This window comes from Sulfuricurvum sp. (assembly GCF_028688295.1).
In the GTDB taxonomy this organism is placed as follows: Bacteria; Campylobacterota; Campylobacteria; order Campylobacterales; family Sulfurimonadaceae; genus Sulfuricurvum.
In genome coordinates, this window is the sequence record NZ_JAQTYM010000005.1 from 1 (window position 1) to 12,268 (window position 12,268).

Genomic DNA, 12,268 nt, shown 5'->3' on the forward strand with positions numbered 1-12,268 from the left:
TCGTTTCCGGTCGTGGTGAGCTTCAAATCACGATTCTTGCAGAAAACATGCGTCGTGAAGGTTTCGAGTTCGGTATCGGACGTCCTGAAGTTATCGTAAAAGAGATCGAAGGGGTCAAATGTGAACCATTCGAGCACTTGGTCGTTGACCTTCCGGCAGACAATGCAGGTACGATCATCGAGCGTCTCGGTCGTCGTAAAGCGGAAATGAAAGCAATGGTACCGATGGGTGAGGGCTTTACTCGCGTAGAGTTCGAAATCCCTGCACGTGGTTTGATCGGTTTCCGTGGTCAGTTCTTGACCGATACCAAAGGTGAGGGTGTAATGAATCACTCATTCTTGGAATTCCGTCCTTACACAGGAAATGTTGAGAGCCGTCAATACGGAGCGTTGATCTCTATGGAAGACGGTGTTGCGTTAGCGTACTCATTGTTCAACCTTCAAGATCGCGGTGTCCTTTTCACAGCGCCTCAAACAAAAGTGTACAAAGGGATGATCATCGGTGAGCACAGTCGTTCAAACGACCTTGACGTTAACCCGATCAAAGGTAAAGCACAATCAAACGTCCGTTCTTCTGGAGCTGATGAAGCGATTAAACTCGTTCCACCACGTGATATGAACCTTGAGCGTGCATTAGAGTGGATCGAAGACGATGAACTTCTTGAAGTTACTCCTCTTACTATCCGTATCCGTAAACGTTGGTTAGATCCTAGTGATCGTAAACGTTACGGCGCTAAAAAGTAAGTTAAGCGCGTAAGCGCTTACTTCCCCATCTCTTTCCCCGCAATCATTCCACTAGCCCACGCAAAGTTAAAATTATAACCTCCACGTTTCCCCACAATATCGAGAACTTCACCCGAAAAATAAAGCCCTTCTATAATCTTTGATTCCATCGTTTTATTATTGACTTGTGCCGTAGAGACACCGCCTCCGCTCACTTCAGCATGTTTAAACCCGTGGGTATCGATCACGTCAAATTTCCATTCACCGATCAAATGGGCGATTTTTTTGATCTCTTTTGGATTTAGAGTGGATACGGTTGTGGAGAGTGCAACTACGGCATCTTCGAGGAGATAGGTGATGATTTTGGCGGGGAGTAGACCGCAGAGGGCGGTGTGGACGTCGTGTTTAGGGACGGAAGCAAATAGTTTTTCGATGACACTCACAAGGCTCGCTCGATCATAGCGGGGGAGGAGATTGAGAGCTATACTAACGCGTTGTTTGTGTAGCAGAGCATTAGAAGCGCGTTGGCTGATGTCGAGGATGGCTAGCCCCGAAATACCGTACGCGGCAAATAGGATATCTCCTGTTACTTTTGTGTTACTTTTGTTATCGATGAATAGGGTGACTTCTGCGGTCGTTTTAACCCCTGCCATTTTGTGGTGGTTTTTGGAGTTTAGATGGAGCTGTACGAGGCTGGGGTAGGTAGGGAGTATCTCATGTCCGAATGCACGGGCAAAGGTGTATCCATCTGCCGTTGCACCCAGTTGTGGAGCCGCTTCACTTCCCGTGGCGATTAAAACATTGTTATAGCTTTGTTTGCCCTGATCGGTTTGGACGGTGAAATGGGAGTCTTGTTTTGTTAGGGCAGTAACTTTAGTATCGGTGATGATTTTTACCCCTGCTTCACTCACGGCACTTTTGAGGGCGATGAGTACCGATTTGGCTTCATTCGAGAGGGGATAGCATCTGCCGTCGTCTTTTATGTCGAGTAATAGTCCGATAGAGTGACAGAACTTTTCAAAATAGTGAAAATTGAGCTGTTTAAGTGCATAGGTGACAAACTGCGGATCAGCTCCTGCATAATCCTCGTACGTGGCGGTGGTGTTAATGATGTTACATCGCCCGTTCCCCGAAGCGAGTATCTTTTTCCCCACACTGTTGTTATGCTCGTAAATGGTGACATTAGCACCTGTGCGTGCGGCGAAGAGGGCCGCCATAAGTCCACTCGCACCGCCGCCGATAATTGCTATTTTATTCATACACGTCCATATAACTCGTTATACAGCTCCATCGCATACCGATCCGACATACTGGCGATATAGTCACTGATAACACGGTGAGGATTACGCCGCTCACACTGTTCGAGGTAGTAACGCGGTAACATCTTCGGCTCTTCCATCAGAGCATTAAACAACCCAATAATCGCCTGTTTTCCGGCAAACATTTTACGCATGATGTGTTTGTGTTGGTAGAGTTCTTGGTATAACAGTTTTTTGAGTTTTTTGATTTGTGTCTCAAGGTCAGGTTCGAATCCGATCACTATCGGCTCATGAGCTGGAATAACAGAGGCTAACACGTTGGTATTGTCGATTTTACCACGGGAGTGCTCCAAGAGCGAATAGACGAGATGATTTATGAGATGGGAGCTAAAACGGTAGCGGAACATCTCATCCTCATCTTCGTGAATCCCCTCGTCATATACTTTTTGCAAAATTATTTGGATCAGCTCAGAGGATTTCAGGGTTTCAAAACTAATCAGCCCTGAGGCTACGCCATCATCGATATCGTGGCTGATGTAGGCGATTTCATCGGCACGATCAACGATCATCGCTTCGATGCTGGGGTGGGTATCGAGGGCAAATGCCTCTCGAATCTCATCGGGTAAAAACACTTTGTTATATGGATACGAGTGTTTTAGTATCCCCTCTAGCGTAGCGTAAGTGAGATTGAGTCCTAAAAAGGCTTTATAGCGCTGTTCGAGTTTGGTGACGACGCGAAAGCTTTGAAAATTGTGCTCAAAGCCGCTAGTAAATCCCCGCTCTTTTAAGCACTCATCAAGGGTGTCTCCGCCAATGTGCCCGAATGGGGTATGCCCCAAATCGTGAGAGAGGGCGATAGACTCGGCGAGTGATTCTTCGAGTCCTAAATGTGAAGAAATAGAGCGGGCGATTTGGCTCACTTCGATGCTGTGGGTGAGTCGGGTACGGAAAAAATCTCCCTGGGAGTTTAAAAATACTTGTGTTTTGTATTCGAGACGGCGAAAACTCCCTGAATGAATAATACGGTCACGGTCACGGGCATAGGGGGAGCGAAAATCATCGCTGATGGGATAAAAACGTTGATTTGGGAGCACATGAACCCTTTTGTATAGTGTAATGCAATTATATCCATCTAAAGATGATTCAAAAATAATACTCTTTACACAAAATTAACACTTCTTTTCTACAATGGTGACTCGATTCTCCTTCGATAGTTTGACCGCAACACTCCTCCTTCGTGTTTCGGTTACCTATAATCTTTAATTATCTCAAAAAACTTTTGATAATCCACCGACTTTTTTTGTAAAACAAGATATAATTTATCATCACGCGTCTAAGGTTTATAGATATGGATAATAAAAATCAGATAAGGTCATCATTGATTTCTGATAGTGCTCGAGACAGCGCACGGGAATATCAGCATCATAATCTCCAAGCACGTCGCCAAATGGAAAATGATTTTTTTCAGAAATCACTTGATTATCGTGATTTTGTCTTTTCACCGGAGGGGTATGAGGGGCTTGTCTTAGCCCTTTATATTGCAACTATCCCGTATTTGATGGGCTTACTGTTTTTATTTTTATTTGTTGCCGAAGCAAGTTATGAGTACTTTTTACAGTTTAATTTAGCCTCTTTCTTTGTAATTTGGGCGATTGGGTATGAGGTGTGTGCCGCCTTGATTTTGATTGGTATTTTTCTCTCATGGCTCAACCACATTAACGGTCGATGGAAGAAAGAACAAGCACGTAAAAAACCGCAGAAGAGTAAATATAGCTATTAAGGCTAATCCTAAGCTCATTTTGTTATAATTTCACGCTTCAATTAGGACATCTGGCCGAGTGGTCGAAGGCGCACGCCTGGAACGCGTGTATAGGGAAACCTATCTAGGGTTCGAACCCCTAGGTGTCCGCCATACAAATCCCCTATATACTGTACTTTCAGCGACTTAAAAACTATGAACGGTGAATCTATGAAACCACTTTTATCCCTTATCGCAGCCGTTTCTTTGTTGGGTGCCAATGAGTATAAAATTGATTTGATGGATGATGTTTTTGGGCTTGATTTGTATGATTTGCAACAAATGAAAGTCCATTCTGCTTCTAAATCGGAACAAAGCTTGAATTTTACCCCCGCTAAAATGATCGTTATTTCTAAAGAACAAATAGAAGATCGCGGATATCGCGGATTGGATGAGCTTTTAAATGATCTGCCTGGAATTCAGGTGATGCGTTATGCTGATAGCGGGATTTTGAATCAGATCGGGATTCGCGGGGTGATGGGGACCAACTATTTTAAAGTTCTTCAAGACGGGATAGAGATTGATCAGAGTGATGGAGAGATACTAAGCCATTCGATGCAATACCCGCTATTTGGGATTGAACGGGTTGAAGTCCTTTATGGTGCAGCATCGGTGGTGTATGGTGCGGATGCACTCAGCGGTGTTATTAATCTCATCAGCACTCAAGTTCCGAACGATGAGATCGGAATCTCCGGAGGAAAAAATGGGTATCGATACGCTTATGGGATAAAATCGATTGCCTTGGGAGAGGGGCGATTGAATCTGAAAGCGCATTATCATAATGATCAAGATTATGATCTCGAAAAAGAGTACCCTCAGGATTTTATTGTATCCAGTCGAAATAAAGAGTTCGATTTTCAGCCTCATATTTCCAAATCAATCAGCGCACGGTATCAAAATGGCGGTTTTGATATGGGTGCAAACTACCGGTACTCCTCAGAATCGACCCTAATTGCGATGAATCAGGGGAACTCTACTAGTAATATATTTGATAATGACTCGAATCTCAATACGGAACTAATGGGATATTATGGTCGCTATAGTAGTAAAATATTCGAAGATATCCATTCTACGACGACACTCAGTTACGATTCGACAGAGCTTTTGATTGATAGCTATTTTATCAACAAATATACCGCTTACAAACCCGGATACAAATACTCGAAATCAGAGCGTTATGCTCTAGAGGAGACCTTAAACACCAAGGTAGAAAATCACGATCTCCTTTTGGGATTTTCACACGAGTGGTTTGAATCAACGCCGATGACGATGGATTTACCATCACCTAGTTTATCGGAAAATATTTATTATGCGGGGACGAATGAGACAATAGTGGCCCCTATTTTTACTATTCGATGGCGCAATAGTGCGATGTATCTTCAAGATCAAATTGCTCTGAATGAGAATCTTCAGCTCTCTCTCGCTGGTCGGTACGATCAAAGTACGGAATATGGGTCTACGTTTAACCCACGGGTTGCCCTTATCCACTCTAATGATGCTATGACGCATAAGCTGATCTATTCGCAAGCTTATCTAGCCCCCTCAAATTATCAAAAATATAAAATGTATGGAAGTCCGTTAGAAGCCAATACATTAGGGGATGGAAATACCTACCAAACGCCACGTTTTAGAGTTGCAAATCCTGACCTAAAACCAGAAAAAAGTAAAAATATTGAATATGATATGGATTGGTTTTTAACCCAAAATGATCAGTTGAGCTTTTCGATCTACTACTCTAGGATCAAAGATATTATCTCGAATGAAGAATTTTTACCTGAGAAAGCGAACTTTATCCCCGATACGACGATTATCGAAACGGTTGGGGCGGATAACTCTACGCAAGCGGTTGTGTACGGTGGAGATATCTCGTATCAGGGGAAGTCGTTTTTTTCGGGGTACGATCTGAGTTACTGGAGTAATTATAGTTATATCGATGGGAAGATCAAATACACGTACGATTATGCAATACCTTATAGTGCATCACATGTGTTAAAAGGGGGTGGGACATTGCGTTATGGAGATTGGCGAGTTTCTCCATCATTTCGATGGGTAAGCCCGATTATGGCGGCACCGTATGATAATGGGATTTTAGCGAGACTAAACGGTCATTTTGTGACGAATCTTTTTGGCAGTTATGCGTTTGATAAACATACAAAAATTTCGCTAAAAGTGGATAACCTTTTTGATGAGCATTATTATGGGGTGCGTTATAATAGCAGCAGTAAATACCAATCTCCACAAGATACACGTATGTTTTCAATTGCGTTTAGTATGAGTATCTAATATCAGTGAGTATGTAGGACATGATGAAAATTATTAGTTTCTTTTTTTTGGTGTTTTTTGTCAGCTTGTTAAACGCAAAAGAGGTGAACAGCGATCAGGTAAAAGCGGCGTATGTTTACAATTTTTTAAAGCATACGACGTGGCCAAATGAATCAAATTTTTACCAATATCATCTCCTCGTAGCGTCTCAAAATGAAAATCTAAAAAATATGTTTTTAATGCTCTCATCGCGTAAACTCCTCAACGATAAAAGAATCAAAGTGACGTTTTATGATGGCAGAGTGTTGCCGAAAAATATTCAAGCGGTCTATGTTGATGAACAAAACAGTGCGTTATATGAGAAGTTTTTCAATACGTATGAATCTGATGCAGTATTGCTCATTAGTGATGGATATAAAGAGAAACAAAAGGTGATGATCAATCTGTTTCAGCGTGAGCAAATGGTCACATTTGAAATTAATAAAGCCAATATTCTCAACCGTTCGTTAAAGATTTCCCCCGATTTAGTACTTTTGGGCGGCAGTGAGATCGACGTTGCAAAGCTTTATAAAAGTTCACAGTATGAGCTTAAAGAACAAAAAGAGACGATTGGCGAATTAAATAAAAAAATTAAAGAGAGAAATGGCGAGCTTGCTGAAAAGATGGCTGCCCTTGAAAAACAAAAAGCCGCACTCCAAGAGCAGCAAAGCAAGATTGAAATACAAAGCGCGATGATTGCAAAACAGCTGCAATCGATTAATGAGCAAAAAAATACGATTAGTGCGCAAGAACGTGAATTACAGACGATTTATAACAATATCGACCTACAAAAAGAGAGACTTTTGGTCGAAGAAAAAAATATCAAAGAGAAAGAGAAAGAGCTAGAGTATCTCCTAAAATCGTATCAAGAAAAGCAGCAAGAGATAACGGATGCGAATAACGAATTAAAGGCACTAAACGCAGAGATTGCAACACAAAATGAAAATTTGGTTCAGAAAGAGGGGATTATTTCGACACAACGCGGAGCAATTGGTATCTTACTGATTCTTTTTGGGATTATTGTTTTACTCATTCTTTATGTCTTTAAACAAAACAAACTGCTTAATGCCCTTTCGCAAACCGATCCGCTGACCGGTTTGTTTAACCGAAGAGCATTGATGGAGACGATGCAAGCGGAGATCCAAAAATACCATCGATACGAAACGCCATTCTCCATCCTCTTTATCGACGTCGACCACTTCAAGATGATTAACGACAGTTATGGGCATGATAAAGGAGACCGTGTCTTAAAAATCATCGCCTCTTTAATGAATCAACAGACGCGAGACACTGATATCTGTGTACGATGGGGGGGTGAAGAGTTTATGATTCTTGCGACCAATACCCCTCTCGAAGACGCAGTAACGCTTGCTGAGAACTTTAGATCGACTATTGAAGGGTATGATTTTCATCTGGGAAGAAAAGTAACGGTGAGTATTGGACTTTCTACGATGAAAAAAGCTCAAGACAAAGATGCCCTGATCAAGACGGCGGATAATGCCCTCTACATTGCCAAAGAGAGCGGAAGAAATACGATTCAGTATTAATGTGTGAAGGTGTTAGAGTGTTAATGCTGCTGTAATACTAAACGCTCCTATTGAGATCAGATAATAGATCGCTACGATTCGAAAGAGGGCAAATTTTCCTAGAAAGAGCACAAGTGCCGCTTTGGCTACGCTGTTACTGATAATAGCGATAAGAATCGCATTATGAGCTGTTATGGGGTTTAAACCATTTTTCGCGTGTGAGGAGAGGGATAGGATGATGGCATCGACATCGGCAATCCCTGAGACGAGTGCGACTGCATAAACCCCCATATCCCCAATGTAGCGATTGGAGAGTTCGATCAGTGCAAGGGTAGCTCCAAATACCAATCCCATGAGAAGTGCTTCTTTTAGATCGAAGGGATTTTTGAATTCGATGTTTTGGGGGATGTTTTCTCGTTTACTGGTGAAATAGAGGTAACCGATGTAGAGGTAGCCGGTAATTGAGCCGACGATGATGGGGAGAATAAACATTTTTGTCAAAGTGGGATTAATAACCGACATCTCGATACCGGCCCGAATGAGCATCATCGACGAGGCCAGAGTGATCCCTAAAGCGAGATTTTTGGCTAAAAAACCGTTTTCATGAACACGGCGAGCCATGCTCATCGCCACCGCCGTCGAAGAGACCAAACCGCCAAAAAGTCCTGCAACGCCGATACCGTGGGTTGAGCCTAAAATACGGATGGCGATATAGCCAAAAAAGGATATGCCCGCCACCAAAACCACCATAATCCAGATGCGATAGAGGTTGATAAGTCCCATCGGATCGATAGCGCGATCGGGTAAAATCGGGAGGATCACAAAGGTCATAATCATGAACAATATCGCGGCGCTGAGATCTTTTTTGGTAATGGTTTGCTCGTATTCTTGGACCGATTCTTTGATGTTGAGGATAAAGAGGACGATGATAGTCGTAAATACGGCAAATATTGGAGGTGTAGCGGTCAAAATACCCCCTATAACAAACGTAACCAGGGCGGCAAATTCAGTTGTTGCCCCCTTTTCGCTGACTGAGAGGCTGTTGATGATGTATGCCGCAATCAGCAAACTGCCCATTACGACTGTTGCAATCAAGAAAAAGTAGGGGAAAAAAGTACTGAACCATGCAGAGAGAAACCCAAACAAAGAGATCATCGAAAAAGTTCTAGCCCCTCCAAAATCTCGGGTTTTATTGGAATAAATAATGTGCATTTCACGTTGCAACCCGATTAAAAAGCCCAAAACAAGTGAAAGAATAGTATTTTGAATAAAGAGTGGTTCCATCTCATCATCCTTTTCATGAACTTTTACATGATACAATGGAAATCATAAAATCTTAACGATGAGGTGCATTTATGCGAAAAATTACACTGGTCACGGCGCTATTCTTGCCATTATGGGTGCATGCGACGATGAACATCACGACAAACGAGCAGGTTTCACAATCGTTGAAACCGGATGTGTTGCAAGGGAGTCTCAGTTTTGAAGAGCAAAGCAAAAACTCCACGACGATAAAAGAGCACCTCAATCTAATAGTTGCGGCAGTAAAAGGGTTCGATCCTAAGGGAGAATTTTGTCAAGGGGGCGGCTATCACCTCTCGCCGCGCTATAGCTATAAAGATCAAAAACAAGAGTTCATCGGCTATAGCGGTAATTTAAATTTCGGATGCGAATTTAAAGCGATCGAGGAGTACAACACCCTCATAGCTAAAATCGATAAGGTGAGTGCTCCGAGTGTTCGAAAATCGGAGGGGGCATTATCATGGGGGGTGAGTGAGAAAACCCAAAAAATGGTGAAACAATCATTGCGTGTGGAGTTGTTACGCAGTGCGAAAGCTCAAGCGGAGGCTTTTTCCAAAGAGACGGCACTGGAGTGTGCCGTGGAATCGGTCAACTTCGGCGGCATAGCACAACCGCACCCCGTTATGATGAAGGCGATGATGATGGCCGATTCGGTTGGTACCGAGAGCCCGATTCAGCGAGATGAAGAGTCCTCACTGGATGCAACGGTGAGCTATATCTGCTCGAAGCGCGTACCGTGAACTAGGGTGTAACGATAAAGCTTGAGAGCCTTAATCAGGTTTATGAGTAAGAGTGTGAACATTGCCCCTCCTGATAGGGCTCCAAGCTGTAATAGCGGAGGATAAAATACTCCTGACAATATCAGAACTGAGGTTATGGCAAAAAGCCAAAATACCCCTTTGACACGCTGGGTCGGGATAATATTCGACATAATCGGTGCGTCCATAAAGCCTGCGGAATTGAGATGAAACCACACCAAAAAAGGGACGATTTTCCCCATCATTGCTAGAATGATTGCTAATGCGAAGAGGGCAAACGCGATCAGTGCAAAACTCAGAAGCGATGCGTTAAGGGTGATATTAAAGAGCGCGTAGGTGAGGATAGATAGGGTGAGAAGAACCATCCCTGAAGCCCATAACCAAATGCTCACATCGCTAACACGACGTTTGCGCTCTTTTAACCGTTTCACCGTTGTAGCAACAAAACCGACCAATAACGCCCCAATAACCAGATCAAACACCCAAACAAACGGCCATGCGATGATAAGCCAAATAAGCTTTAGTATCAAGGTGACAGCGATCACTTTAAACGCATTTCGCTTGCACCAAGAGCTATACGACGCGGTGACGTAAAACATCTCAACAACCTGAAACGCTACAGCGATAATCAATGCCGCGACCCATCCGATAAGACCGAGCGAATAGTGGGCATTTCGGAGTGCATCGTGAGCAGCACTAAAGCTCTCATTGGCATATTCACTCGCCATGACGATCCCTAAAATCGCAGTGAGGGAGAGGGCGATGAGGGCGAGACGCATTCCACGGAGGGTATCATGAGTCACTCCCCCAAAGAGAAGGGGTAGGATGAGGTTGGCACTATGGAGGATCGAAGCCCCTAGCGCGATCGACGCAATCACAAAAAGGATCGGCTGAGTGTAGATAAATGCACCGCTCAAAGAGAGGATACCGATCACCAAAAAGAGGTGAATCAAAAAGGCATTTCCTAACGGTGCGGGGATAGGGCGTCCTCCCAAAACACTCTGCATTTGAAACAGCGCACCGATCATGCTCATCGTAATGACCCCTAAAAACATCAGATGTATGGCTGCGAGTGAAAGGGGGTGGTTTGGGGTTAAGACGGCGATAGGATCAAGAAATAAGATCATGCAAAGCGCTAAACCAAAGAGGGGAACGGTGAGAAAAAAGCGGATGACTACCGAAAGGGGAGGCGCTTGATCGAGGGAGAGGCCGTTATACATACTCATGCTCCAGATGGAGTGTAGATGAGCGGGTGATGTAGATGTGCCATAGTGCCTCATCCTCCATGACGCTGAGGTATCGACCGCCGTTTTTGGTGATGATCTCAAACAACGGGATCGGCTCACGGCGGTGGATCATGTGAATCACCTCGTCAGCGTGTAGTTTTTTAAACGCAGAGACGGCCATCTCCAGCGGAACCGGATGGTCGAGCTCGCGGGTATCTAGGAGGATCACGGCTCCATACCTTTTAGGGTTTGAACCATCAGTTCTGCGTCCCCTCCGAGGGCGCGATCGATCATCGGATAGAGCATTTGTTCCTCTTTCATATTGTGCTGTTGGAGCATGATCATCATCGATTCTCCGATTCCGAAAAAATCGTCATGACGATTTTCATTCAAGGCGCTTTTCATCGATTCGAGTAAACTGCGTAGCTGTTGGTGCTCGTAGCGCATCATTTGTGTCGGTCCCCCCATCATCCCTGTCCGTTTTTCGAAGGCGATAAAGAGCTCACGCTCCTCCATATCGAAATGGTGATTGGTCGCTTGGTAGAACGATTCAAACAGTGTTGCGGCTTCTTCAGTTTTTTTATCAGCGAGCGCGTTTTCCGCTTCGGTAAAAAGATGATCACATGAACGATGATCCTCACGCATAAATTCTAAAATCATTACTATCCCCTTGATTATATTGTAACGATAGTATAAAGGGAATGGGTGAGATAACTCTTGATCGATATCAAGATAAAAAATAATCATCTTCATCTTTGAGAGAGAGGATCTATTAACGTTTTTGTATTAAAGACACACTATAATACCCAAACACTTTTCCAAAAGGAACTTTATGAAACTCTCTCTCGCTCTTGCCTCACTTGTTATCTCTTCATCATTCGTTTTTGCTGCCCCTGCTACACTTGCTACGATCAACGGTAAAGCGATAACTACTAGCGATGCTAACACTTTTGTTAACAAAGCAATGGGTGGGATGAGTTATGAAAAACTCGATGCAAAAATGAAACGTCAAGTGGTCGAACAACTCATTAACCAAGAACTGGTTAAAACAGAAGTGACTAAAAGCGGCATCCAAAATACACCAGCATTTAAAGCGCAATACGCCGCATTGAAAAATGATTTAGCGGTTGATATGTGGATGAAACAACAAATGGGGAAAATCAGCGTTACCGATAAAGAGGCGCAAACGTTTTATGATGCTAATAAAGACAAAATGAAGCAAGGGGATAAAACGGTCCCTTTTGAAGCGGCAAAAAGAGAAATTGTACAATTTATCAAGCTCGAAAAATTCAAAGCGCACATGAATAAAACTACCGATACTCTGCGCAAAGCTGCAAAAGTAGAAATAAAAGTACCGTGAGCCCCTGCTCACGCAC

11 protein-coding genes, 1 tRNA gene and 1 pseudogene are annotated in these 12,268 nt (G+C 43.4%); 7 read left to right on the forward strand and 6 right to left on the reverse strand.

What is annotated here, in order from left to right:
* Positions 1 to 743: pseudogene (locus tag PHR02_RS02295) on the forward strand (translational GTPase TypA); the annotation flags it as partial.
* A gap of 17 nt (positions 744 to 760) precedes the next feature.
* On the opposite strand, the gene PHR02_RS02300 reads toward PHR02_RS02295, so the two are convergent.
* Positions 761 to 1,981, reverse strand: coding sequence for an NAD(P)/FAD-dependent oxidoreductase (locus PHR02_RS02300; protein ID WP_299988359.1), 1,221 nt, complete (start codon positions 1,979 to 1,981; stop codon positions 761 to 763).
* A complete protein-coding gene (locus PHR02_RS02305) occupies positions 1,978 to 3,075 on the reverse strand; it encodes a deoxyguanosinetriphosphate triphosphohydrolase (RefSeq protein ID WP_299988362.1) in 1,098 nt (365 codons plus the stop codon). Before PHR02_RS02305 ends, PHR02_RS02300 begins: the two co-directional genes overlap by 4 nt.
* 254 nt (positions 3,076 to 3,329) lie before the next feature.
* On the opposite strand from PHR02_RS02305, the gene PHR02_RS02310 reads away from it, so the two are divergent.
* The 4 genes from PHR02_RS02310 to PHR02_RS02325 all read left to right on the forward strand — a co-directional run bounded on the left by PHR02_RS02310 (position 3,330) and on the right by PHR02_RS02325 (position 7,627).
* A complete protein-coding gene (locus PHR02_RS02310) occupies positions 3,330 to 3,761 on the forward strand; it encodes a hypothetical protein (RefSeq protein WP_299988366.1) in 432 nt (143 codons plus the stop codon).
* A gap of 44 nt (positions 3,762 to 3,805) precedes the next feature.
* A tRNA-Ser gene (locus PHR02_RS02315) sits at positions 3,806 to 3,893 on the forward strand.
* Positions 3,894 to 3,950: 57 nt separating this feature from the next.
* Entirely contained in the window at positions 3,951 to 6,062 is a 2,112-nt protein-coding gene (locus PHR02_RS02320; RefSeq protein WP_299988369.1) for a TonB-dependent receptor, read from the forward strand.
* Positions 6,063 to 6,082: 20 nt separating this feature from the next.
* Entirely contained in the window at positions 6,083 to 7,627 is a 1,545-nt protein-coding gene (locus PHR02_RS02325; protein WP_299988372.1) for a YfiR/HmsC family protein, read from the forward strand.
* Between the two features lie 12 nt (positions 7,628 to 7,639).
* Here PHR02_RS02325 and PHR02_RS02330 read toward each other — a convergent pair whose 3' ends face one another.
* Entirely contained in the window at positions 7,640 to 8,890 is a 1,251-nt protein-coding gene (locus PHR02_RS02330) for an MgtC/SapB family protein (RefSeq protein WP_299988375.1), read from the reverse strand.
* A 71-nt stretch (positions 8,891 to 8,961) separates the two neighbouring features.
* Between PHR02_RS02330 and PHR02_RS02335 the strand changes: the two genes are divergently transcribed.
* A complete protein-coding gene (locus PHR02_RS02335) occupies positions 8,962 to 9,648 on the forward strand; it encodes an SIMPL domain-containing protein (protein ID WP_299988378.1) in 687 nt (228 codons plus the stop codon).
* Here the strand turns inward: PHR02_RS02335 and PHR02_RS02340 are convergent.
* Genes PHR02_RS02340 through PHR02_RS02350 form a run of 3 tightly spaced genes read right to left on the reverse strand, consistent with a single transcriptional unit; the run spans position 9,621 to position 11,552 of the window.
* Positions 9,621 to 10,886, reverse strand: coding sequence for a hypothetical protein (locus PHR02_RS02340; RefSeq protein WP_299988381.1), 1,266 nt, complete (start codon positions 10,884 to 10,886; stop codon positions 9,621 to 9,623). The two genes, PHR02_RS02335 and PHR02_RS02340, sit on opposite strands and share 28 nt — an antisense overlap.
* Entirely contained in the window at positions 10,879 to 11,121 is a 243-nt protein-coding gene (locus PHR02_RS02345) for a DUF2249 domain-containing protein (RefSeq protein ID WP_299988384.1), read from the reverse strand. Before PHR02_RS02345 ends, PHR02_RS02340 begins: the two co-directional genes overlap by 8 nt.
* Positions 11,118 to 11,552, reverse strand: a complete 435-nt coding sequence (locus PHR02_RS02350) for a hemerythrin domain-containing protein (RefSeq protein WP_299988387.1) — start codon at positions 11,550 to 11,552, stop codon at positions 11,118 to 11,120. The genes PHR02_RS02345 and PHR02_RS02350 overlap by 4 nt, the downstream gene beginning before the upstream one ends.
* Positions 11,553 to 11,724: 172 nt before the next feature.
* On the opposite strand from PHR02_RS02350, the gene PHR02_RS02355 reads away from it, so the two are divergent.
* Entirely contained in the window at positions 11,725 to 12,252 is a 528-nt protein-coding gene (locus tag PHR02_RS02355) for a SurA N-terminal domain-containing protein (protein ID WP_299988389.1), read from the forward strand.
* Positions 12,253 to 12,268: the final 16 nt, after the last annotated feature.